At 65.7% G+C, this 23,333-nt stretch carries 21 protein-coding genes; 19 read left to right on the top strand and 2 right to left on the bottom strand.

Annotated elements, in window-relative coordinates; genetic code table 11:
- The first annotated feature begins 17 nt into the window (after positions 1-17).
- The 15 genes from CAY53_RS03310 to CAY53_RS03240 all read left to right on the top strand — a co-directional run bounded on the left by CAY53_RS03310 (position 18) and on the right by CAY53_RS03240 (position 16,439).
- Positions 18-1,043, top strand: a complete 1,026-nt coding sequence (locus tag CAY53_RS03310; RefSeq protein ID WP_219842752.1) for a molybdopterin-binding protein — start codon at positions 18-20, stop codon at positions 1,041-1,043.
- Between the two features lie 64 nt (positions 1,044-1,107).
- On the top strand, positions 1,108-3,834 hold the full coding sequence (locus CAY53_RS03305) for a molybdopterin-dependent aldehyde oxidoreductase (RefSeq protein WP_104935925.1): 2,727 nt from the start codon (positions 1,108-1,110) through the stop codon (positions 3,832-3,834).
- Positions 3,835-3,965: 131 nt separating this feature from the next.
- Positions 3,966-6,377 carry a pyridine nucleotide-disulfide oxidoreductase/dicluster-binding protein gene (locus CAY53_RS03300; protein ID WP_104935924.1) on the top strand — a complete coding sequence of 804 codons (2,412 nt, stop codon included), beginning with the start codon at positions 3,966-3,968 and terminating at the stop codon, positions 6,375-6,377.
- Positions 6,374-6,589, top strand: a complete 216-nt coding sequence (locus CAY53_RS03295) for a DVU_1557 family redox protein (protein ID WP_104935923.1) — start codon at positions 6,374-6,376, stop codon at positions 6,587-6,589. The genes CAY53_RS03300 and CAY53_RS03295 overlap by 4 nt, the downstream gene beginning before the upstream one ends.
- A complete protein-coding gene (trsM, locus tag CAY53_RS03290; protein ID WP_181040396.1) occupies positions 6,586-7,266 on the top strand; it encodes a DVU_1556 family methyltransferase in 681 nt (226 codons plus the stop codon). Before CAY53_RS03295 ends, trsM begins: the two co-directional genes overlap by 4 nt.
- Position 7,267: 1 nt before the next feature.
- Positions 7,268-7,732, top strand: a complete 465-nt coding sequence (locus CAY53_RS03285; RefSeq protein WP_104935921.1) for a DVU_1555 family C-GCAxxG-C-C protein — start codon at positions 7,268-7,270, stop codon at positions 7,730-7,732.
- Positions 7,732-9,126 (top strand): radical SAM (seleno)protein TrsS, encoded by a 1,395-nt coding sequence (trsS, locus tag CAY53_RS03280; RefSeq protein ID WP_219842715.1) that lies wholly within the window; start codon positions 7,732-7,734, stop codon positions 9,124-9,126. The genes CAY53_RS03285 and trsS overlap by 1 nt, the downstream gene beginning before the upstream one ends.
- A complete protein-coding gene (locus CAY53_RS03275) occupies positions 9,123-10,220 on the top strand; it encodes a DVU_1553 family AMP-dependent CoA ligase (protein WP_104935920.1) in 1,098 nt (365 codons plus the stop codon). The genes trsS and CAY53_RS03275 overlap by 4 nt, the downstream gene beginning before the upstream one ends.
- On the top strand, positions 10,217-11,425 hold the full coding sequence (locus CAY53_RS03270) for a DVU_1551 family NTP transferase (protein WP_104935919.1): 1,209 nt from the start codon (positions 10,217-10,219) through the stop codon (positions 11,423-11,425). The genes CAY53_RS03275 and CAY53_RS03270 overlap by 4 nt, the downstream gene beginning before the upstream one ends.
- Positions 11,422-11,994, top strand: a complete 573-nt coding sequence (locus CAY53_RS03265; protein ID WP_219842714.1) for a histidine phosphatase family protein — start codon at positions 11,422-11,424, stop codon at positions 11,992-11,994. Before CAY53_RS03270 ends, CAY53_RS03265 begins: the two co-directional genes overlap by 4 nt.
- A gap of 164 nt (positions 11,995-12,158) precedes the next feature.
- The gene (locus CAY53_RS03260; protein WP_104935917.1) at positions 12,159-12,608 is read left to right on the top strand and encodes a C-GCAxxG-C-C family protein; all 450 of its coding nucleotides are present in this window, start codon (positions 12,159-12,161) and stop codon (positions 12,606-12,608) included.
- Positions 12,605-13,588: a biotin synthase BioB gene (locus CAY53_RS03255; RefSeq protein ID WP_104935916.1), complete on the top strand. Its 984-nt coding sequence runs from the start codon at positions 12,605-12,607 to the stop codon at positions 13,586-13,588. The genes CAY53_RS03260 and CAY53_RS03255 overlap by 4 nt, the downstream gene beginning before the upstream one ends.
- A 13-nt stretch (positions 13,589-13,601) precedes the next feature.
- The gene (locus tag CAY53_RS03250; protein WP_104935915.1) at positions 13,602-14,333 is read left to right on the top strand and encodes an ABC transporter permease subunit; all 732 of its coding nucleotides are present in this window, start codon (positions 13,602-13,604) and stop codon (positions 14,331-14,333) included.
- A 168-nt stretch (positions 14,334-14,501) separates the two neighbouring features.
- Positions 14,502-15,344 carry a transporter substrate-binding domain-containing protein gene (locus CAY53_RS03245; RefSeq protein WP_181040395.1) on the top strand — a complete coding sequence of 281 codons (843 nt, stop codon included), beginning with the start codon at positions 14,502-14,504 and terminating at the stop codon, positions 15,342-15,344.
- 9 nt (positions 15,345-15,353) lie between these two features.
- Positions 15,354-16,439 carry an amino acid ABC transporter ATP-binding protein gene (locus CAY53_RS03240; protein ID WP_104935913.1) on the top strand — a complete coding sequence of 362 codons (1,086 nt, stop codon included), beginning with the start codon at positions 15,354-15,356 and terminating at the stop codon, positions 16,437-16,439.
- Between the two features lie 63 nt (positions 16,440-16,502).
- On the opposite strand, the gene CAY53_RS03235 is transcribed toward CAY53_RS03240, so the two are convergent.
- The gene (locus CAY53_RS03235; RefSeq protein ID WP_104935912.1) at positions 16,503-18,743 is read right to left on the bottom strand and encodes a xanthine dehydrogenase family protein molybdopterin-binding subunit; all 2,241 of its coding nucleotides are present in this window, start codon (positions 18,741-18,743) and stop codon (positions 16,503-16,505) included.
- A gap of 100 nt (positions 18,744-18,843) precedes the next feature.
- On the opposite strand from CAY53_RS03235, the gene CAY53_RS03230 reads away from it, so the two are divergent.
- The 4 genes from CAY53_RS03230 (at position 18,844) to moaA (ending at position 22,776) form a co-directional block, all read left to right on the top strand.
- Positions 18,844-19,569 (top strand): ABC transporter permease subunit, encoded by a 726-nt coding sequence (locus CAY53_RS03230; protein WP_104935911.1) that lies wholly within the window; start codon positions 18,844-18,846, stop codon positions 19,567-19,569.
- Positions 19,570-19,848: 279 nt separating this feature from the next.
- A complete protein-coding gene (locus tag CAY53_RS03225) occupies positions 19,849-20,985 on the top strand; it encodes an XdhC family protein (RefSeq protein ID WP_104935910.1) in 1,137 nt (378 codons plus the stop codon).
- Between the two features lie 178 nt (positions 20,986-21,163).
- Entirely contained in the window at positions 21,164-21,718 is a 555-nt protein-coding gene (locus CAY53_RS03220) for an MOSC domain-containing protein (RefSeq protein ID WP_245874862.1), read from the top strand.
- Positions 21,719-21,729: 11 nt separating this feature from the next.
- Positions 21,730-22,776, top strand: coding sequence for a GTP 3',8-cyclase MoaA (moaA, locus tag CAY53_RS03215; RefSeq protein WP_104935909.1), 1,047 nt, complete (start codon positions 21,730-21,732; stop codon positions 22,774-22,776).
- A 5-nt stretch (positions 22,777-22,781) separates the two neighbouring features.
- On the opposite strand, the gene moaC is transcribed toward moaA, so the two are convergent.
- Complete coding sequence (gene moaC / locus CAY53_RS03210) at positions 22,782-23,273, bottom strand: cyclic pyranopterin monophosphate synthase MoaC (protein ID WP_104935908.1); 492 nt, start codon at positions 23,271-23,273, stop codon at positions 22,782-22,784.
- Between the last annotated feature and the right edge of the window lie 60 nt (positions 23,274-23,333).

The following is a 23,333-nucleotide window of genomic DNA, read 5'->3' as shown; positions in this document are numbered from 1 at the left end:
CTATGTCCAAGCCGCTGATGACCACCATTCCCGTCCGCGACGCGGTCGGTACTGTTTTGTGCCAGGACATCACCCGCATCGAACCTGGCAAGAGCAAGGGCCCGGTTTTTCGCAAGGGCCATGTAGTGCGGGCGGAGGATATCGATATCCTGCTGAGTGTCGGCAAGGAACACCTGTATGTCTATGAGCCCCGGGCAGGCCTGGTGCACGAGAACGATGCCGCGGAGAGAATCGTGGCGGCGGTGGGCGGAAAGCATCTGGAGCGCACCGCGCCCAAGGAGGGCCGCATCGATCTCAAGGCCGCCTGCGACGGTCTCTTGCGCATCGATGTGCCCACACTGACCGCTATCAACAGTCTGGGCGAGATCACCGTGGCCACGCTGCACAGCCTGCACTTTGTCAACAGGGGCCGTGCCGTTGCCGGCATGCGCGTGATTCCCTTGCTGATCGAGGATGCCAAGCTGCAGGCCATGGAACGACTCGTTACCGGGCCGGTGATCGAAATCCTGCCCCTGAAGTCTGCACGAGTCGGCGTGGTGACCACGGGCAGCGAAGTGTACAGCGGCCGTATCCAGGATGCCTTTGGTCCGGTGCTGAAGAAAAAATTCGCCGCTCTGGGCAGCACGGTCATGGGGCAGATGCTCACGAACGACGAGGAGCGCATGACCGCGGAGGCTATCCGCACCTTTCTGGCCCAGGGCGCGGACATGGTGGTGGTAACGGGCGGCATGTCGGTCGATCCGGATGACCGCACCCCCAGCGCCATCCGCGCATCCGGCGCGGATATTCTCAGTTACGGCGCGCCGGTGTATCCGGGCGCCATGTTTCTCCTCGCGTACGCGCAGGGCGCGGCGGGCCGTGTGCCTGTTCTGGGCCTGCCCGGCTGCGTCATGTACCACAAGGCCAGCATTTTTGACGTGGTTGTCCCACGTTTGCTTGCCGGGCTCGAGCTCAAGGCTGAAGACATCATTGCCCTCGGCCACGGCGGCTTCTGTTCCCAGTGCCCGGAGTGCCACTATCCCGTTTGTCCGTTTTGCAAGTAGAGAAGCGGGCCACCCCGCGGAGTTCCGCGTTGGCATATACATTCCCTTTTCCAAGGAGGCTGTTATGGAAACAAGAACCCTGGTCGTCAACGGCGTGCCCCAGCGTGTCCTGGTCGATCTGAACGACACCCTGGTGGATGTGCTGCGCAACCAACTGCACATCACCAGCGTCAAGATCGGCTGCGGCAAGGGCCAGTGCGGCGCCTGCACCGTGCTTGTCGATGGCAAGCCGACCCGCGCCTGCATTGTCAAGATGAGCCGCGTAAACGACAACGCGGCTCTCACCACGCTGGAAGGCGTCGGAACCGCGGACCGCCTGCATCCCCTGCAGCACGCGTGGATTTTCCACGGTGCGGCGCAGTGCGGCTTCTGCACGCCCGGCTTCATCCTTTCCGCCTATGCCCTGTTGCAGGAAAACAAGAGCCCCAGCCGTGAAGAAGTGCGCGACTGGTTCCAGAAAAACCACAATGTCTGCCGGTGCACGGGCTACAAGCCGCTGGTCGATGCGGTCATGGACGCTGCCGCCCTTATGCGCGGCGACAAGCGCCTTGAAGATCTGACCTGGAAGATGCCCGCCGACGGCCGCATCTGGGGCAGCACCATGCCACGGCCAAGTGCGGTGGCCAAGGTCACGGGTTCCTGGGAATTCGGCAACGATTCCGCGCTGCGAATGCCTCAGGACACCCTGCATCTGGCCCTGGCCCAGGCCAAGGTTTCCCATGCCAACATCAAGGGCATCGACACCTCCGAAGCCGAAAAAATGCCCGGCGTTTACCGCGTCCTGACCCACAAGGACGTGAAGGGCAAGAACCGCATCACCGGCCTCATCACCTTCCCCGACAACAAGGGCGACGGCTGGGACAGGCCCATTCTGAACGACAAGAAAATCTTCCAGTACGGCGACGCCCTGGCCATCGTCTGCGCCGACACCGAGAAACATGCCCGCGCCGCCGCGGACAAGGTCAAATTCGATCTCGAGCTTTTGCCCGAGTACATGAACGCTCCGGAAGCCATGGCCCCGGACGCCATCGAAATCCACCCGGGCACGCCGAACGTCTACTATGAACCGGTGGAGGAAAAGGGCGCGGACACCAAGCCCTTCTTCGACGACCCGAACAACGTGGTGGTGGAAGGCAGCTACTACACGCAGCGCCAACCCCATCTGCCGATCGAGCCTGATGTCGGTTTCGGCTACATCAACGAGAAGGGTCAGGTGGTCATCCACTCCAAGTCGGTCGGCATCCACCTGCACGCCCTGATGATCGCCCCCGGCCTGGGCCTGAAGTTCCCCGAGGAGCTCGTCGTGGTCCAGAATCCCACGGGCGGCACCTTTGGCTACAAGTTCAGCCCGACCATGGAAGCCCTCCTGGGCGTGGCGATCATGGCGACCGGCAGGCCCTGCCATCTGAACTACAACTACGAGCAGCAGCAGAACTACACCGGCAAGCGTTCGCCCTTCTGGACCAACGTGCGCATGGCGGCCAACAGGGAGGGCAAGATCCTGGCCATGGAGACGGACTGGACCTGCGACCACGGCCCCTATTCCGAGTTCGGCGATCTGCTCACCCTGCGCGGCGCCCAGTATATCGGCGCTGGTTACGGCATTGCCAATATCCGCGGCAAGGGCCGTACCGTGGCCACCAACCACTGCTGGGGCGCGGCCTTCCGCGGCTACGGCGCGCCGGAGTCGGAGTTTCCCTCCGAAGTGCTGATGGACGAGCTGGCCGAGAAGCTGGGCATGGATCCCTTCGATCTGCGTGAGAAGAACTGCTACCGCCCGGGCGACACCACCCCGACCGGACAGACGCCGGAGGTCTTCAGTCTGCCCGAGATGTTCCAGAAGATGCGGCCCTACTATGAGGCGTCCAAGAAGCGGGTCAGGGAACGCTCCACCGCAGAGGTCAAACGCGGCGTGGGCCTGTCTTTGGGCGTTTACGGCGCCGGTCTGGACGGCCCGGATTCTTCCGAGGCCTGGGTCGAATTGAACCCGGATGGCAGCGTGACGGTGGGCAACTCCTGGGAAGATCACGGCCAGGGCGCGGATTCCGGTACCCTGGGCACGGCCCATGAGGCCCTGCGGCCCCTGAACATCGAGCCGGATCAGATTCATATGGTGATGAACGACACCAGCAAGACCCCGAACTCCGGCCCGGCCGGCGGTTCCCGCTCCCAGGTGCTCACCGGCAACGCCATCCGCGTGGCCTGCCAGATGCTGGTTGAGGGCATGAAGAAACCGGGCGGCGGCTTCTACACCTACGACGAGTTGAAGGCTGCCGGCAAGCCGGTGCACTTCGACGGCAAGTGGACGCAGCCTGCCACGAACTGCGACGCCAAAAGCCAGGGCTCGCCCTTTGCCAACTACATGTACGGCCTGTTCCTGACCGAGGTCGCGGTCGAGGTCGCAAGCGGCAAGAGCACGGTGGAGAAGTTGGTCTGCGTGACTGACATCGGCAAACTGTGCAACAAACTCATTGTTGACGGTCAGATCTATGGCGGTCTGGCCCAGGGAGTGGGCCTGGCCCTGAGTGAAGACTATGAGGATCTGAAGAAGCACGCCACCATTGGCGGCGCCGGTATACCCACCATCAAGATGATTCCTGATGACATGGAGATCGTTTATGTGCAAACGCCCAGAAAGGATGGCACCTTTGGCGCCTCCGGCGTGGGCGAAATGCCTCTGACCGCTCCCCATGCAGCCATCATCAATGCCATCTATCACGCCTGTGGCGCCCGCGTGACCCATCTGCCCGCCCGCCCGGAGAAGGTGCTGGCAGCCATGCCGAAAAAGTAAGGACAAACCTGTCCGACCTCAGCGGGGGCCTTGTTCAAGGCCCCCGTTCTGTCGGAGTGCAGCCTGCTTGCCTCCGGCGGAACGGGGCAACCCGCCATCTCGCCTGTCACCTTTGCCGGAGAAGCGAAGCCATGTTGCTGGATCAGGAGAGCCTGCACAGAGTAGAATCCCACTGTACCCAGGAAAGCCCGCCGCGCTGTCGAGCGGCCTGTCCCTTTGACCTCGATGTGCGCGCCTTTATGGCCCGCATGGCCGAGGGCAGGCCCGGAGAGGCCCGTAAGGTGCTGGAGCGCCACGTGCCCCTGCCGGGCATTATGGCCTGCATCTGTGATCATCCCTGCGAAAATGTCTGCCTGCGCCGGGACCTGGGCGGCAGCATCGCCATCCATGGTCTGGAACTGGCCTGCATGTCGGCAGACGTCGCCCCGGGCCGGACCCTGCCCCTGCCGCCCAAGCGCTTCCGCATGGCGATTGTCGGCGCGGGCCTGGCGGGATTGACCGCAGCCTGGGACCTGGGCCGGAAATCCTATCCTGTGACGCTCTTCCATGGCGGTGCGCTGGAGAGCGCCATATTGGCCCAGTATCCCGGACTGGGCCGGCCTGAAGGTCTCAGGGATTTTCTGGCCCAGGATCTGGAAAGGCTGGGCCGCCAGAACGTGCGCTTTGTCGAGGCGGAGCTGTGCCCCGCGCTTGTGGAACGAGCCGCCGCCGAATACGATGCCGTTTTGGTGGATGCCTGCTCCGGACTCGCTCCGGAAGAAGGAGCGGTGGATGCCGAAACCCTGCTCTGGCACGGCAATGTGTGCTGCGCAGGCTGGCTGGGCCGAAGCGCCACGGGCAATGCCTTTGCCTCCGCCTCCGGGCAGGCCGGTCAGGGCAGGCGCGCGGCCCAGACCCTGACACGCATCACGGGGGGGACTTCCCTGACCGCTGCCCGCGAAAAGGCTGCAGGCACCCTGCACACCGATGTGAGCGGCATTGCGGCCGCTCCCCGCATCGAACCGGCCGCCGGGGCGGCGGGCGAGCCGCTGTACACGCCGGAGGAGGCCGCCGCCGAGGCGGGCCGCTGTCTCCAGTGCGAGTGCATGATCTGCGTGCGGCAGTGCGTGTACATGCAGAAGTACAAGGGGTATCCGCGTTTCTTTGCCCGGCAGATCTTCAACAACGCGACCATCGTGCAGGGTATTCACACGGCCAATGCACTCATCAACGGCTGTACCCTGTGCGGCCAGTGCGAGGAACTCTGCCCCGAAAATTTCTCCATGTCCGAACTCTGCCTCTCCGCGCGGGAAGACATGGTGGCGCGCGGCTTTATGCCGCCTTCGGCCCATGAGTTCGCGCTGGAAGACATGGAAAGCGCCTCCGGGCCCGAATGCAGCCTGATCGTGCCAGACAGCACGACGGCTGCACCTGCCTGGCTCTTCTTTCCGGGCTGCCAGCTTGCCGCCTCGCCGGGGGCGCAGGTGGCCGCCCTCTATGGCTGGCTGCGGGAACGGCTGAACCAGGGCAAGAGCCCAGGTCTGGCCCTCATGCTTTCCTGCTGCGGCATGCCGGCGCACTGGGCGGGCCGGGCGCGCATCTTTCGCGAGCACAGCGCCAAACTGCGTGCCTCCTGGGAAGAACTGGGCCGGCCCCGCATCATCACTGCCTGTGCCTCCTGTCTGAGCGCCCTGGGCGAGGCCCTGCCCGAAGCCCGGCCCCTTTCGCTTTGGGAGGTGCTGGACGGACTGGACATTGCCTCTTTGCAAGGGCTTTTGCCGCAAAACGGCTCGAAGCTGCCCGCTACCTTTTCCATTCAGGATCCCTGCACGGTCCGCCATAACGAGCCGTGGCTCAGAGCCGTGCGCAGTCTGGCGACCAAATGCGGGGCCCGGGTGGCGGAGCCGCTGCTCACGGGCGCCGCGACGGCCTGTTGCGGCTATGGCGGCCTGGTGTGGTGCAGTCAGCCGGAACTGGCCAGGGCTATGGCCGAGCACCGTGCCGCCCAGCTCGAACATCCGGGTTTGGCCTCCTGCATCATGTGCCGCGACCGTATGGCGGCGAGCGGCAAGGCATGCTGGCATATTCTGGATCTGCTTCTGCCCGGCGGCGCAGGCGCGGGCACGGAGCAGGGCCCGGGGCTTTCGGCCCGGCGCGCCAACCGGGCGGCCCTGCGGCGGCAACTGCTTGCGCGCTACGGCGGAGGCGCCCAGGATCCGGGGGAGGCCGCTGCCGCCGAACTGGCACGGGTGCAGGTGCCGGATGACATGCTGCCCAGCCTGGAAGAGCGGCATATCCTGCTGGACGACGTCCGTGGCGCAGTGCTGGCCGCCGAGGCCAGCGGTCACCGCTTTCAGGACAGGGAAAGCGGCCACTGGCTCGGCTCCTGGCGGCCGCGGAAGGTGACCTTCTGGGTCGAGTATGAAAAAAGGGACGCGGGTTTTGTGGTGCTGGATGCCTGGTGTCACCGCATGATCGTGCCGGGAGCCGGCGGGCAGGAGGCCGATGAGGTCATCCGGAGCAATCAGGTCACCACTGACGGCCGGCGGGAGGAACGGGTATGAGCCTTGGACCGAGCTATGAGGCGGATCACGGCCAGTGGATTTGCGGGCGCTGCGGTGTGCCGCTGGAATCGGGCGGACTGCCGGTCTTCTATCTCCAGAGCGCCTTTGACGTGCAACTGCCGCGCTGCCCCAAATGCGGCCTGACCCTGGTGCCGAAAAGTCTGGCCGAAGGCAAGATGAGGGAAGTGGAGGCTACGGTGGAAGACAAGTGAGCGCCCTTTGGGAACAACCAGGTTTTCGGGCCGTGGCCGGCAATGCCTGGCGGCCCGGGGGTCTCAAGCTCACAGAGGCGGCACTGGACTGGTGTGAGGCGGCGGCGTTGTTGCAGCCCGGACCGGAATCCCTGGTTGTGGACTGTGGCGCGGGCGCGGGTGCGAGCCTGCGGCTCCTGGCGGCACGCGGCTACCGGGCCCTGGGACTGGACAGGCAGGCCGGAGAGGATGAATGGCCAGAGCTGCCGGCAGCTGCGGCGCTCATCCGGGCGGATTGTTGCAGCATGCCGCTGGCCTCCAACTGCGCCCGGCTGGCGCTTTTTGAATGCGTCCTTTCTTTGGTGGCAAGGCCGGAGATCGCCCTGCAGGAGGCGCGGCGGATCTTGCGGGCCGGCGCTTTGCTTGTGGCAAGCGATGTGACCTGGCGGGCTGGCGCCCTGGCTGTGCCCGATGCCGACGCTGGCTCGTCCTGCCTGGCCGGAGCGCGATCGGTTGCCGCATGGCAGGCGCTTTTTACCGGAGCCGGTTTCCGGATTCTGCGCTATGAAAATCATGACCGGGCCCTGGTGGAACTGGCGGCGCAGATGATCTGGCACGGTGTAGGCGGGCTTTGCGCCTGCGGCGCCATGCAGCGCCGCCATGGCTATGGGTTGTGGATAGTCCAGAAGGAGCGATGACATGAATCCAGTGATGATGGCACTTATGCCCTGGGTGCGTCAGGGTTACTGTTGCGGTCAACTGCTGACCCTCCTCATGCTGCAGGCCATGGAGCGTGAGAACCCGGATCTGGTGTGCGCGGCCGGGGGGCTGTGCCACGGCCTGGGCCATTCCGACGGCCCCTGCGGCCTGCTGACCAGCGGGGCCATGGCCCTGGCCCTGGCTGCGGGCACGGCCCAGGACGGGGTCAGCCCCCATCCCATGCGGACGCCGGTGATCCACGAATATGCCACCTGGTTCTACGAGCGGGTGGCATCCTATGGCGGCCTGCGATGCTCTCAGATCGCCCGTGGCCTGGGCGCCGGCACGGGGCAGCAGGGCGAAGAGCCCAACCCGGTGGCCTGCGGCGAGCTGCTGGCCGAATGCTGGGAAAAGATGCTGGAACTGGTGCAGAACTACGAACTGGATTTGAGCAGGGAGACCTGATGCTGCGCCGCACCCAGAGCCTCTGCCCGCTTTGTCTGCGGCGGCTGGATGCCTTTTACGCCCATTCGGCTGATGGCAGGACAGTGGAACTGTGCAAAAGCTGTCCGGAGCACGGCCAATTCCGGGTGGCGGTGTGGCAGGAGCCGGAGGCGAATATTCCTTCGGCCCCGGCCTTTGCAGACTGGACGCGGCCCAAAAGTCCTTCCTATCCGCAACACCCGGCCACCGAACTCGAGGATGGCTGTCCCTTCGACTGCGGTCTCTGCCCGGTGCACGGCCAGCACACCTGTACGGGCCTGATTGAAGTCACCCTGCGCTGCAACATGGCCTGTCCGCTTTGCTATGCCTCAGCGGGTACGGCCAGTTCCCCCTCCGACCCGGCGCTGGCAGACATCGGTCAGCGGCTGGATGCCCTGAAACGGGCCTCCGGCGCCTGCAATGTCCAGATCTCCGGCGGTGAACCCACGGTACGGGACGATCTGCCCGGGATTGTGGATATGGTGCGGCAGCGCGGCTTTGGCCTGGTGCAACTCAACACCAACGGCCTGCGTCTGGCAGAGGAGGCGGACTATGCCGCCACCCTGGCGGATGCGGGGCTGGAGTCGGTGTATTTGCAGTGGGATGCGGTCGGCGATGCGGCTTTCCGCATGCTGCGGGGCCGGGATTGCCTGGCTTTCAAGCGCCGGGCGCTGGCCAACTGTGCCCGTGCGGGTTTGGGCGTGGTGCTGGTGGCCACCGTGGTGCGGGGCGTGAATGACCACGAATTGGGCGCCCTGCTGCGTCTGGCCCTGGAGCTTGGCCCCGCGGTGCGGGGCCTGCACCTGCAGCCGGCGGCCTTTTTTGGCCGCTATCCGTGGCCGCTTGCCGAAGCGCCGCGTCTGACCCTGGCGGAGATCATGAACGCGCTGGCCCGGCAGGCCCCGGAACTGGTGCGGCCGGAGCATCTGCGGCCGCCGGCCTGCGAACACGAACTATGCTCCTTCAATGCCGCCTACCGCCGCGTGGACGGTACGGGCAAGCCGGGTCTGGCCTGGCTGCATCAGGGCGGCTCCTGCTGTGATGCGGCCCGGCCCCTGCAGCGGCTCGTTCCGCCACTGCCCACGGCGGCCGAGGGTTCGCGTGCGGCCAGGCGCTTTGTGGCGCTCCACTGGAGGGGACAGCGCGGGCCGGCCCCGGCCGACGGGGCTGGGGACGCCTTTGACCGTTTTCTGGCCCAGGAAGGCGTAGCGCGGCATTTCACCCTCTCCGGCATGGCCTTTCAGGACGCGCTCAGCCTGGACCTGGACCGGGTGCGGGGCTGCTGCATCCATGTGGTCCGGCCGGCCGGACGGCTCATTCCCTTCTGCCTGCACAACCTCACCGCTGCGGGCGGCACCCGCCTCTACCCGCTGTGAAGCTGTCCGCCTGCGCCCCGTCCTGCCCGCTGGACGCATGCCTGGCTGCGGCATGCGGAGCCGCAGGCGCTGTGGATTGGCCTGCCCGTCTGGCCGGGCTGCAGGCCGAACTGCTGCGCCGGACCCTGGCCAGGGCACGGCGTTCCCGTTTTTACCGCCGGCAGCTCGCCGCGTATGATCTGAATCTGGCCACGCCCGCCGGGCTGAGCGCCCTGCCCTTCACCCGGCCCGAAGCGCTGCAGCGGCCCGAGGATTTCCTGGCGGTCTCCCTGAACGAAGTGGAGCGCATGGTGACGCTGCGTAGCTCCGGCACCACCGGACCGCCCAAAAGACTGGCCTTCAGCGCCGGCGATCTGGCCCAGACCCGGAATTTTTTTGCCGTGGGCATGGGCATGCTGGTGCGTGCCGGCGAAAGGCTGGCGGTGCTGCTGCCTGGAGCGGAACGGCCCGATGGCGTGGCCGACCTGCTCCGGCAGGGACTGAGCGCTGCGGGCGTGTTTGTGCTGAACCCGCCGCCGGAGTTCCTGCGGGAAGGGGAGGGCCTGCGGCTGGCCCGCTGGCTGCTGGACGAAGGCCCCCATGCCCTGGTGGCGGCCCCGACCCAGTTGGCGCGGCTGCTGGCCTTTTTTCCCCAGGCCGCGCCGCCGGGTCTTGCAGGAATACTGACCAGCACCGAGCCCCTGGGTGCTGAACTGCGACAGCGCCTGGAACGCGTCTGGGCCTGTCTGGTGCTGGATCACTACGGCCTGACCGAAACCTGCTACGGCTGCGCGCTGGAATGCCCGGCCCATGATGGCTATCATCTGCGCTGGCTGGATGTGGTGGTGGAGATCGTGGACATGGACGGAGACACGGTGCTGCCGCCGGGCGAGGTGGGCGAGGTGGTGCTGACCACCCTGCGCGAGGCCATGCCGCTGATCCGTTATCGTACAGGCGATGTCGCCAGCCTGCTGCCCGGCCCCTGCGCCTGCGGCAGTCCCCTGAAGCGGCTGGGGCCGGTCTTGGGCCGTATTGCCCGCGGCCCGGACGGCAGGGCGCACATCGTGCAGCCGGAGAAGGGCACTGCCAGACAAGTCCATCGAGAGAGCTTATGAATATATCTGTTGTTATTCTTGCAGCCGGTCAGTCGCTGCGCATGGGGCGGGTCAAGGCCCTCCTGCCCCTGCCGCTGGGCCCCTCCGGTGCGGACTGCTCCGCACTGGAGGGGCTGGCGCGCCTTTTTCGTGGTCAGGGCCTTACCGATATCGTGGTGGTCAGCGGCTATCATGCGGAGGCAGTGGAGGCTGAGGCCAGGCGACTGGATCTCGAGACAGTGCGCAATCCGGCTCCCGAGAGGGGCATGTTTTCCTCGGTGTGCACCGGCCTTTCGGCCTTTGCGAACAGAGCGGCACAGGGCGACACGGAGGCGCTTGTCGTCACGCCTGTGGATGTGCCGCTGCTGCGGCCGCTCACGCTCATGACCCTGCAGGCGGAGGCGGAGAAAGATCGGGCCCGGAGCGGCAGTGGCGCGCCGGTGCTCATCCCGCTTTTTTCAGGCAGGGAAGGCCACCCGCCCCTGATTCCAGCGGCCTACATCCGGCGCATTCTGGCCCACAACGGCCGGGAGGGCCTGCGCGGCGCCCTTGCGACCCTGCCCCGGCGGGTGCTTTCGGTGGCGGATGCCATGATTCTGGAGGACATGGACAGGCCCGAAGACTACAAGCGCCTGCAAAGGCTGGCTCCCGAGCGGGGGGTGCTGAGCCCCGAGGAGGCCTGGGTGCTGCTGCGGCAGCGGGATGTGCTGCCGAAAATTCTGCGCCACTCCGAGGCGGTGGGGCAGGTGGCCGCCCGTTTTGCGGAGCGGCTGGTCGCCAGGCGCGAGGCAGAGGGCCGACCCGCTGCATGCGACCCCAGGCTGGCACAGGCCGGCGGTCTGTTGCACGACATCTGCAAGGGCCTGCCCCGTCACGAGCTGGCGGGCGGCGAACTGCTGGACAGTCTGGGCCTGCCCCGTATGGCCAGGATTGTGCGCGACCACCTGGATTTGGAACTGCCGGATGACATGCCGCTGAGCGAACGGGAACTGGTCTGTCTGGCGGACAAGTACTGCGCGGGCGACAGGCTGGTGCCGCTGGAGCGGCGCTATGAGGAGAAGATGCGGCACTTTGCGGACGACAAAGCGGTGCAGGCCGCCATCCTGGGCCGTATGGCCCGGGCGCAGAAGCTGGCGGAGCGGGTGGCCAGGGAATGCGCTTGCGCGCCTTTTGCCATGGCCAGAGAGGTTTTGACTCCTGCCAGAGAGCCGGACCGGCGCGCGTGAAGGGCATTTGGCTGCTCAGACACGGCGCGCTGCCGCCCAATCCGGAGCGCCGCCTGACCGGCGCCCGGGATATCCCTCTGAGTGCGGCAGGCAGGGCGCAGGTACGGGCCCTGGCCCAGGATTTCCTGCCAGCCCTGGAGCCGGAGCCTGCGGCTGTTCTTTGCTCCGACCTGGGCCGCTGCCGGGAGACAGCGGCCCTCCTGCTGGATGGACGGCAGCGGGGCTGGCCCCTGCATGTGGAGCCCGATTTGCGCGAAATCGGCCTGGGCCTCTGGGAGGGCCTGACCTGGGCCGAGGTTCGCGATCTCTGGCCCGGCGCCTTTGAGGCCCGGGGCCTGGACATGATGAACTATGTGCCCCCGGGCGGCGAGAGTTTCCGCATGGTGCAGCGCCGCGCCCTGCACGCGCTGGCCCGCTGGCGGCAGCGCTACCCCGGGGGAACGCTGCTGCTGATTACCCATGCGGGCGTCATGCGGGCGCTGCTGGCCCGGTACTTCGGCCTGCCGCTCGAAGCAGTCTGGCATATTCCCGGACAGTGCGCCAGCCGCCGTTTCCTGCCGGGATGGTAGCAGGCCGCTGAAAATGAGCGAGTTCAAATGTCAGGTAATTTGCACGTGGTGCCTGGCAATGCGGCTGCCGGGATTTTTTTAACGGACGGATCGGCAGGAAGCGGCTGATCCGTTATTGCAGCGCCTGTTCACCAGGCCGGAAAACTTGTCACTATGAGGCGACTATGCAAAAGACTCAGGAGGAAATCCTGGACGATTTCGCCCGGGGCCGGGAATGCGCGGAGCAGGTGTGCATGATGCTGGCAGGGCGCCTTGGGGACGATGCGGACACGCTGCGGCGCTCCGCCGTGGCCTTTGGTTCGGGCATGGGCTGCGCCGAAACCTGCGGCTGCATCACCGCTGCCATGCTGATTCTGGGGGCGCGCTATGCCGCCAGGGCGGGCAGCGATGACGCGACGGTCATGGATGCCGGCCTCGTTCTGGCGGACAAGCGGGAGGCCTTCCTGAAGCGCTTTCTGGCTGCCCACGGCGGCGCGCTCACCTGCAAGACCTTGCTCGGGCACGACATCTTTGCGCCGGGCGGACGGGCTGCGGCCATACAGGAGGGCAAGTTCGCAAGTGTCTGCGCGCCGCTTGTGAACGCAACCGCCGCCGAATTGGCGAAGCTCCTGTGAAGGCGGCGGAACTCGTCCGGAAGGCTGTCCGCTCCTGCCGGGCAGGACAGTTGCTGGACAGGGAAACACTCGTGGAGCTTCTGGACATTGCGCCGGATTCCGAAGGGGCTCTGTTGCTGCGTCAGGCCGCCCACGCCGAGGCGCTGCGCATCACCGGCGGCAGAGGCTATCTCTGGGGTGCACTGGGCCTGGACAATGCGCCTTGCCGGATGAGCTGCCGCTTCTGCTCCCTGGGCGAAAAGTGGCGGCTTGTGCGGCAGCCCAAGGTTTATGACGATGCCGAAGTGTTGCGCGTCTTCCAGCACTATGCAGAGGCAGGCGTCCACTATCTGGTCCTGCGCACCACGGAATTTTTCAGCATCGAGCATCTGTGCAGGCTGCTTGCGGCAATCCGTGGGCTTGTGCCCAAGAGCTGCGAACTGGCGCTGAATACCGGCGAATTCGATCTCCAGACAGCGGAAAGGATAGCGGCTGCCGGGGGCTCCTGCGTGTACCATACCCTCCGGCTTCGGGAAGGCACGGACACGGCCTTTGATCCGCAAACTCGGCTGGCGACGATGCGCGCCGTGCAGGCCTCGCCGCTGCGCCTTGCCGCCATGGTTGAACCCATCGGTCCGGAGCACGGGAACGGGGAAATCGCCACTTCCTTTCTGGGGCTGGTCCGGGAAGGAGCGGAAATCTCCGGCCTGATGGCCCGGGTGCCCGTGCCCGGGACGCCGCTGGGCGACACGCAGATGCTTGCGCCCGAACGCATCGCCCAGATCACCGCGGCCCTGCGTCTGGCGGGAAGCGGTCATACCCCCGACATCTGTGTGCACCCGACCACTGACCTGACGCTGAGCTCGGGCGCGAACGTGGCCATTATTGACATGGGCGCCATTCCCCGCGACACGGTGCCGGCGGACAAGGCCTGGCGCGATTATGACTGCGAACGTGCGGCGGAAGCGCTGCAACGGGCTGGCTGGCATCAGTGTCAGTGAACGATGAAGCCTCATGATTGACCCGGCCGCATCCTTTGCCGAAGCCGCCCGCTACCTGCCCGCCTTGCTCTTTGGCCTGAAGGGCGACCTTGCGGGCGGTCTGGCCCTGAATATCCTGCTGGCGCTGCTGGCGCTGCCTGCCTCCCTCCTCCTTGGGGTGATTCTGGGCTGTTTTCGGGTCTTTTCGCTGCGCTTTTTGGCTCCGTTCGCCATGGCCTATACCGAGCTGGTCAAAAGCGTTCCGCTGGTGCTCATGCTGTTCTGGATGCACTATGCCTTGCCCCTTTTTCTGGGTGTCCGCTCGTTGCCGCCGGGACTGACCGCAGTGGCCGCGCTCACGGTGTACGGGACAGCGCAGGTGGCCGAGGTGTTCAGAAGCGGCGTCAAGGCGGTGGGCGCCGCCCAAATGGAGGCTGCGCTTCTGGCCGGCATGCCCAGGCGCACCGCGGCCCGGGTCATCCTCGCGCCGCAGGTCATGCACACCATGATTCCCGCCCTGCTTGCCGTCATGGTGTCGCTCTTCAAAGACTCGTCCGTGGTCTTCGTGCTTGGCTTGATAGAACTGACGCAAACCGGCATCTTGCTCGCCAATCGCTACCCGGCCACCCTGATTGCCATGTACTGTTTCATTGCCCTGGGCTTTATGGCCTTTTCCGGTCTCCTGACCTGGCTGGCCAGGCGTCTGCGCCTGCGGCTCGCGCGCCGATACGGGCAGGACGGGCTGGAAGCGGCGCAAAGCTTCTGAAAAAAAGCCTGCTCACCAGGTCCTGTTGGGAGCAAGGGCTGGGCGACCATTTGAATCCGCATGTCTCATCCAGGCCTGCTCCCTGCAAACAAGGCGAATGGCCGCAGATGTTTTTCGCTGCCGGATGGTCCGGCGGCTTTCCCGAACCTCAGAACCAGGAGGATGTGTATGAAAACCCGGTTGTTTGTCCCGACCTTCCTTTTGCCCCTGTTCACGCTTGCCTGCATGGCCGCGGGTTCCGCCCTGGCCGCTGAGTGGAAGAATCTGGACGAGGCCATTCAAAAGCGGGGCACGCTGCGCATTGGCCTGGGCTTTGCCACGCCGCCCATGAATTTTCTGAACGACCAGGGCGAGCCGGATGGCTTTGACGCCGATCTGGCCCGCGCCCTGGCCGCCAAGATGGGGCTCAGACACGAGATCATCAAAGTGAACGACAAAACCCGCATCACCTCACTGGTGAGCGGGGAAACCGACATGGTGCTCTCCAACATGAACCACACCATGAGCCGCGACGCCCAGATCGACTTCAGCGACACCTATCTGAATGACGGCAAGCGTATCCTGGCCGAAAAGGGCAGGTACCGGGAACTGAAGGATTTTGTCGGCAAGCGCATCGCCATTTCCCAGGGCAGCAACGCCCAGCAGGCCGTAGCCGCAGCCCTGAAAAAACTGGGCGATCCCGAGCCGAAAGTCCTGTCCTTCCAGAACAATGCGGAATGCTTTCTGGCCCTGAAGGCGGGCAAGGTGGATGGCTACACCAACGACACCATCATTCTGGCGGGCGTGTCCGGCGGCGATCCGGCCTACGAGCCGGTGGGCGAGGTCTACAGCCCCACCTATTACGGCATTGGCGTGCCGCAGAACCAGTCTGCCTGGCGCGACCGGGTCAACGCTGCGCTGCGTACCATGTTGATCGATGGCAGCTATCAGAAAATCTACGACAAGTGGTTCGGCGAAAAGGGCAGGTATCCGCTGCCGCCTGCGCCGCCACTCCCCATCTGGGCCGAGTGAGGAGAGCGCATGACCAAAGCTGGGGCAGCGCCCGCACCACTGCTTGCGGTGGCTGGACTGGTGGCCAGGCGGCAGGGCAGGCTCGTGCTTGACCACCTCTCCTTCACACTGGCGGAGGGACAGTGCCTGGTGATCTGCGGCCCCAGCGGCTGCGGCAAGACCACGCTGCTTCGGGCGATTTCCGGGCTTGACCCCGTTGACGGCGGCACAGTCCGGCTGGACGGCCAACTGCGCAATGGGCCGGGCCGCAGAGGCTGCGGCCGGGGCGAGGTGGGCATGGTCTTTCAGGGCGAGCAGCTCTACCGGCACCTTTCGCTTCTGGACAACATCACCATTGCGCCCCGGCTGGTGCACGGCGTGCCGCGCCGGCAGGCCGAGGCCGAGGCCATGGGGCTTCTGCGTGCCATCGGCCTCGAAGACAAGGCCGCTCGGCATCCGGGTCAGCTTTCCGGCGGCGAGCGTCAGCGTGGTGCGATCGCACGGGCACTGGCGCTTTCACCCCGGCTCATGCTGTTTGATGAACCGACCTCTGCCCTCGACCCCTCCTGTGTGCGCGAGGTGCTGGGCCTGATTCGGCAGATTCGGGAACAGGGGCAGACGATGGTTGTGGTCACCCATCAGACCGCCTTTGCCCGGAGCATTGCGGACAGCATTGTGGTCATGGAACGAGGCCGCATTCTGGATGTCGGCAGCCCGGAACAGGTCCTGCTGGAGCCCGGTACGGCCACCACACGACAACTGTTCAGCGGCGGCCTGCCGGAGGTGTCCGCGCTGGACCGGGTCAGGCTTTCGGGCACGCTGACCATTGGGATTGCAGCAGAGGGCCCGAATGTGGCGCTCGAAAGTCTGCGCTGCAACCCCGTGCTCGCCCTGCTGGCAAGACGCCAGGGCTGCACGCCCGCCCTGCGACGGCTGGATTTCACGACACCCCCGCTGCTGCTCCGTGCGGGTCTGGCCGATCTGCTGCTGGTTCGAAACAGTTCGGATCCTGCCGGGCTCGTCATGCTGCCGGAAAGCGAGGGGCTCCCGCCGGGGCTGGCACTGGCAGCCGCTGCGAACGATACGCTCTGGCTGAAAGCCTTGGGGCGGGGCTAACTGTCTGGCGCCTCTGTCGGCCAAAAGCCGGCTTTTGCGGGAACGAACAGCAACAGCCCCGCTTCATACGCCGCTTTTTTTCCTGAGGCGCGCCAGATGCGCATACAGCTCGGATGCCAGGTTCCACGGCGCCTGCTCCTCGCCCCCGGCCTGCTTTTCCAGCGCCGCCTTCACTTTGGCAGGTGTGGCTGGCAAGGCGGTGATGCGCAGGCCCACTGCATCGGCAATGGCGTTCAGAATCGCCACGCAACCCGCGCTCTGGAAGCCCTCGGCACAGCCGGTTGATCCGAACGGCCCATTGCCGCGCGGGCTTTCGACAAAATCGAGATTCATAATGTCCGGCACGTCACGGCACTGCGGAATGCCCGCGTCCAGCGGGCCAAGCTGGCCCGGCCCGTCGCAACCCCGCACAGTCAGGGCAAAGCCCAAAGACTGGGCAAAGCCGCCAAAAGCCTGGCCCCGCACGCTCTGTGGGGCAGCGATCCGGCCCGCATCCGCTACCATGTGCGCCGCGAGCACCGTGGTTTGGCCTGTGGCCGGTTCAACCGCCACTTCCACCACATAGAGCACAAAATTTTGCTCTGCCGCCCCATAACCTCGCCCGGTGTCCGGGTCGATGCCGGGCCAGTGCGCCTGATAGCGGCCCCGGTAGCGCATGGCCAGGCCTGCCGCCCGCATTTCCGCCCAGGTGCGAAAGGCGCCGTCCGGCCTGCGCATGGCGGCCAGCAGGCTGTTTGCCGCGTCGATGATGGCCAGACCCGCTGCATGGTGGGAACGGTTGCTGGTGGTGGGGCCGGTGTCAGGACAGCAGGCGCTGTCATTTCGCGCCAGATGAATCCGCTCGGCCTGCAGCTTCAGGGGGCGAAGCGCCTCATGGACCAGCATGAGCGAGCCGAGATCCGCGCCCTGACCCAGCTCGGCCCAACTGCTATAGACGGTCACACTGCCATCGGGGTTCAGTTCCACATCGGCTTCAGCGCGGTCGGCGCCGCCGGAAACCGTATCGCCGCCCCAGGCGACGCCCACCCCACGCCGTCGTTCCGGGCGGCTTTCGCGCCGGGCGGTGCTCAGCGCCCCTTGGTAGGTGGGTCGCATTTTGTCCATCATGGCGCGCATGGAATACACGCGAAAGGGCACGGAATTTGGCCCGGTGTCGCCGGGCTCCGCAAGATTCTGCCAGCGGAACTCGAAGGGATCCGCGCCCAGTTTCCGGGCCAGCATATCCACCAGCGTTTCGCCCAGGATGTGCGCCTGTGGCGTGCCAAAGGCGGAGGCGCCGAAGTTGCCGTTGGTAAAGGCGGTGCGCGCCAGGCCGCGCAGCTGGGGAAGGCGATAGGGGGCGCCGAAAAAGCGCAGCATCTTGGTGGTCAGGCTCCCGGCGGCTTCGCTGTAGGCGCCCTGGTCAATGTGCACGAGAAAATCTCCGGCCACGAGCCGGCCTCTGGCGTCGCAGGCCAGTCGGCCCAGGCCCTGTACCGCTGCGCGCTTGCCCGTGGTGAGCAGGTGTTCCTCATAGCTCATGACCAGTGAGACCGGCGCGGCCAGAGCCAGCGCGCAGGCCGCGGCCACGGCGCAGTTGGCGGGTGACAGCGCGGCGCCGAAACTGCCGCCCGCCGGAGTGGCGATGATACGGATCCGCTCCGGGGCGAGGCCCAGGGCTGGCGCCATTCTGCGGGCCATGCCGTGGAGATCCTGGACCTTGCCCCGAATGACGACGCCGCCGGCGTCCGGCCAGGCCAGAATGGCATCCGGCTCCAGCGGCAAATGCGGCTCGCGGGTGGTGCTGAAAGCCGCCTCGACTGCGCAGGCGGCCCCCTCGATCACCGGGCGGGGGTCCTGGCCTTTGTACAGCGGCTGCTCCATGAAGACATTGGGTATGCCCTCGTGCACGGACGGAGCGCCGGGCCTTGCGGCTTCCGCAAAGTTCAGCATGGCGCGCAGCGGCCTGCAGGCGATTTTGATCCGGGCGGCGGCCTCCCGGGCCACAGGGCGCGTGCCCGCGGCGACCACGGCGACAATGTCGCCGTAGCGGCGGATTGTATCGTCGCAAATGACAGGCTGCTCAAAACCCCTGTTCAGACTGTGCGGTGTGCCCTGTGGCGCAAACAGGCGGTTTGTGCCCCGCACATCCCGCGCGGTCATGACCCGCGCCACCCCGGGCAGAGCCATAACCCCGTTGGCGTCGATGCCGAGGAGCCGGGCGTGATGGATCCGTGCCAGCACCAGCGCCAGATGCAAGAGGCCGGAGCGGTCGGGAGCAGGCGCTGGCCCGTTTTGCACCAGGTTCCGTTGTTCTTCCTGCACGATGCGCGTTCTCCTGCTATAATGGCTGTGGTCCGGCAGGGACCAAGGGGCGCTTCAGGGCTGGGCCCCAGGCGTGGCAGTTTAACCACGGGAAAATCCCATGTACACACCCCACTGGTCTATTTTGATCGAGCCTGTCTATCTGCGCATTCTCCTGCACGGCGTGGCCCTCACGCTGAGCATCGCAGCCCTGTCCTCGCTGCTGTCCCTTGCCCTGGGCGTGGCCCTGGCGATTGGCAGAACCCGGAGTCAGAGCACCCAAGCTGTCGTCTGCGCCCGCCTCTGCGCGGGCTTTTGCCACGTGGTGCGCAGCATCCCCGGCGTATTCTGGCTGATTTTGCCCTTCTACTGCCTGCCCTTTCTCCTGCCGCAGGGCGCCTGCCGGGCGCTGAACGGCTGGGAGCATTTTCCCTTCTGGGCTGCAGTGGCCGGGCTGACGGTCAACAATGCACCCTATCTGGCCGACATTCTGTTTTCCGTGATGCACACTACGGGCCGGGACGCCCTGGCCTGCGCCCGGCTTTCGGGCTTCACCGGCTGGCGCTACTGGTTTCGCCTCGTCCTGCCCCTGGCCTGTTCGGCCTCGCTGCCGGCCCTGAACGCGCGCATGGTGCATAACCTGAAGAACAGCTCGCTTGCAATGTTCATCAGCGTGCCGGAGCTGACCTGGGCTTCGCAGGAGGTGGAATCCCTGAGCTTTGCCGGCCTGGAATCAACCACCGCAGCCACAGTCCTCTACATGGGGCTTGGTCTTGGCCTTTCGGGTCTGCTCCTTTTGGTGCAGCGCCACATGGAACGCCGTCAGCGAGGAGAGGCCCGGGCCTGAAGGCCCGCGTCGGGCGGAACAGGAGCGGACAGGTCGGCCGCCTCCCAGGGCGCAGGTATCGTCGGGTGACAAAGCGCTCTTCACCCACAAGCGTTCAGCGCAGCCCCGGGTGTTAGAGGACAGCGCCAGGGAGGGCCGGCATTCCCTGGCGGGAAATCGGCCCCGGGTCTGGCACAGGCCGTCCATATATGGTAAAAGATCACGCATAGGGGCAGCCTTTCCCGAGGCAGCCTGCACGGGGCACTGCGTTTTGCAGCTTTCACCTTGAGGAGCTTGGCCATGAAAGATCGGGCAACAACCGCGAATGAGCAGTCAGGCGGCCTGTCCGCCACCACACCAGAGGCTACGCTGGAGGCGCGTGCAGCCGCTCTGCTGCAAGGAGGCGAGCCGCTTGTTTTGGTGACGGTTGTGGCCAGTGCGGGTTCCGCCCCACGCCATGCGGGCACCAGGGCCCTACAGACCAGGGGCGGCTTTGAGGGCACGGTGGGCGGCGGAGCGATGGAGGCAGCCGCCATGAAAGCGGCGCGCCAGTGCCTGAACGATCAGCACTCAGCGCGTGAGGTCTTTGTTATGGACGCCACGGCCGCGATGGACAGCGACATGATCTGCGGCGGCCGCATGGAAGTGCTGTGCGAGGCCCTGCAACCCGGGCAGGCAGGCCTGTTTGCCCTGGCGGACGCCAGCATTCGCCAGGGGCGGCGCGGCGCCTGGCTGGTCAGGCTGGCGGGAAAGGGCCGGCTCGTCCCGGAGCGCCGTCTGTATGTGGAAAAACTGCCAAGGGCAGCAGCCAGCTCTGAACTGGTGATCGAGGGACTCGATGAGGTCGCGTCCTTTCTCGATACCACCAAACAGCGTCCTGGCCTCGTCGCGACGGAGAGCGGCGCCGAATACTATGTCGAGCCTCTGGAGGCTCCGCCGCTGCTGCTGCTGTGCGGCGGCGGCCATGTTGCCCTGGAAGTGGCCCGCCTGGCCCATGCCTGCGGTTTTGTGGTGGACGTGGTGGATGACCGCGAAGAATTTGCCAACAGGGGACGCTTCCCCATGGCCCGGCATTGCCACGTTTTACCCGGTTTTTCCGGCCTGGAGGCGGCCTGCGGCCTGGAGCCCAGGCACTATGTGGCCATTATGACCCGCGGCCACGCCTTTGACCGGGAGGTGTTGGAACAGGCGCTGCGCGTCCATCCCCGCTATCTTGGCATGATAGGGAGCCGCAGCAAACGGGAGCACGTGTACCGCCTTCTGCGTGCAGAGGGCGTGCCTGCCGGGGAACTGGCCAGGGTGTGCTGCCCCATCGGCCTGGGCATCTATGCGGAAACCCCCCAGCAAATAGCGGTTTCCGTGGTGGCGGAGCTTCTGGCCGCACTGGCTGGCACGCTGCCGCAACTGCGCGGCAAGCTCCAGCCTGCCGATCGGTGAGCGCCACTGTGCCCGGGAGCGCTCCCTGTCGGATGTCAAACGCTGAAAAACCCGCGGGTGCGGGAGATGCGCGCGAAGCGTCTGCAGCGCCTGGTCCAGAGACATCGGCACTCCGGACGGGCTGCCGGCTCTCGGCAAGCAGTACGGCAAGACCGTGCGAGAGGCGGATATCCCGATCATGACCGCCGATGTCTGGAAGGATGCCTGCGCACTGGCCGAGCCCCGCATCGTAAGGGATGATTTGAACGACCCGAATCGCTTCAGAGGTGCCAGTATGACAGAAGCACAGAAGAGCGGCATCATCATTGCCGTGTGTACCAGCTCCAGAAAAGGCATAGCCAAAAGGGATGTCGGCGAGGCCCTGCTGGTGACCGGTTTTGGCATTGACGGCGATGCCCATGCCGGCAAATGGCATAGGCAGGTCAGCCTGATTTCCTGGCAAAAAATTTTGGCCTTCAAGGCGCGGGGCGCGCAGGTGGAGCACGGCTGCTTTGGCGAAAACCTGATAGTGGATGGCATCGACTTGGCCAGATTGCCCATCGGTACGCGTTTTTCCTGCAACGAGGTGCTGCTGGAGCTGACGCAGATCGGCAAGGAATGCCACAGCCACTGCCAGATCTTTCAGGCCATGGGCGAATGCATCATGCCGACCCAGGGCGTGTTCACCAGAGTGCTGCGCGGCGGCCGCCTGCGAACCGGCGACACGCTGGTTGTCCTGCCTGTCCAGGACTGAAGAAGCGCCGTATGCAGACGAAGCCAGCGCTTGCCCCCCTGCCGGCTTGCCGGCTCCCGCAGCCCCTGATCGATGGCCACGGCCGGCCGGTGCATTATTTGCGCCTTTCCGTGACCGACCGCTGCAACCTGCACTGCCTGTACTGCCGCAACCTCGGACGGCAACAGTTTATCCCCCACCCGCAGATCCTGCGCTACGAAGAAATCGTGCGTCTGGTAGGCCTCATGAGCGCCGGCGGCGTGACCAAGCTGCGACTGACCGGGGGTGAACCCTTTGTCCGCAGGGGCTGCGAGCATCTGCTTGTCATGCTGCGAGAGCGTTTTCCACAGCTCGACCTGCGCCTGACCACAAATGGCACGCTTTTGGAGCCCCATGTGCCGCTGCTCGGGCGGCTGGGGCTGGGAGCGGTCAATCTGTCCCTGGACAGCTTTGATCGGCAAACCTTTGCACAGGTTACGGGCCACGATCTGCTGCCCGCTGTCCTGTCGGCGCTGGATGCCCTGCTGGCCGCGGGCATTCGGGTCAAAATCAATGCGGTGGCGATGCGCGGCATCAACGACCGGCAGTTGGATGACTTCATCCATGCGGCCCGCAGCTTGCCGGTGGACGTTCGTTTCATCGAATTTATGCCCATGGGCGCAGGCACGCACTGGTCGCCTGAAAGCTTCTGGCCCGCAGCCGAGATCTTCCGCGAAGTGGCAGCGCGCGTGGCGCTCGCGCCGGAACAGCAGGTTTTGCGGAACGCCGGCCCGGCCCGCATGTACCGGGTGCTGGGGGGCAGAGGCCGGCTGGGCTTTATTGCGGCGGTATCCAATCATTTCTGCGCTTCCTGCAACCGCCTGCGTCTGACCTGCAACGGCAACCTGCGCACCTGCCTCTTTGACGATCACGAATACCGCCTGCGCGGGCTCCTGCGTCATCAGGCCTGCGATGATGCCCAGTTGGCCAGGGTGCTGCGCCTGGCCTGCCTGAAAAAACCCGTGGGCGCGGAACTCCTGCGGAATCGGCCGCAGGGTCAGGCCGTGGCTGGCACGCCGATGGCGGCCATCGGCGGTTGAAGTCTTCATTCCGGCGGCTGGAAGCCGGGTACGTTGAACACGCCGCTCTTGCCGCCGCTCTTGTGCAAAAGCCGGACCTTTTTGATGACAATGTCCCGCTGCACCGCCTTGCACATGTCATAGATGGTGGCTGCAGCCATCTGCGCCGCCACGATGGCCTCCATTTCCACGCCGGTGGGGCCTGTGGTGCGGGTTTCGGCCGTGATGCGCACGCAGCCATCAGTGATGGCAAAGCGGATATCCACAAAGCTCAGGCCCAGCGGATGGCAGAGCGGTATGAGTTCGCCCGTGCGCTTGGCCGCCAGGATGCCTGCAACCTTGGCGCAGGTCAGCACGTCGCCCTTGGGCAGGGCCTGAGTACGCAGAAGCTGCATGGTCTCCGGAGCCAGCGCCACCACGGCTTCGGCAATGGCCCGGCGTTCCGTGGCGGCCTTGCCGCCCACATCGACCATGCTGAGTCGCCCCCTGGCATCCAGATGGGAAAATGATTCCTGCATACGTCCTCCTCTTTCGTCGGTCTTGTCAACTGCCCGTGCCCGGCTCAATGGCCGGAACGC

The organism is Desulfobulbus oralis, assembly GCF_002952055.1.
Lineage (GTDB): Bacteria > Desulfobacterota > Desulfobulbia > Desulfobulbales > Desulfobulbaceae > Desulfobulbus > Desulfobulbus oralis.
This window is presented reverse-complemented; position numbering and strand designations above follow the sequence as displayed.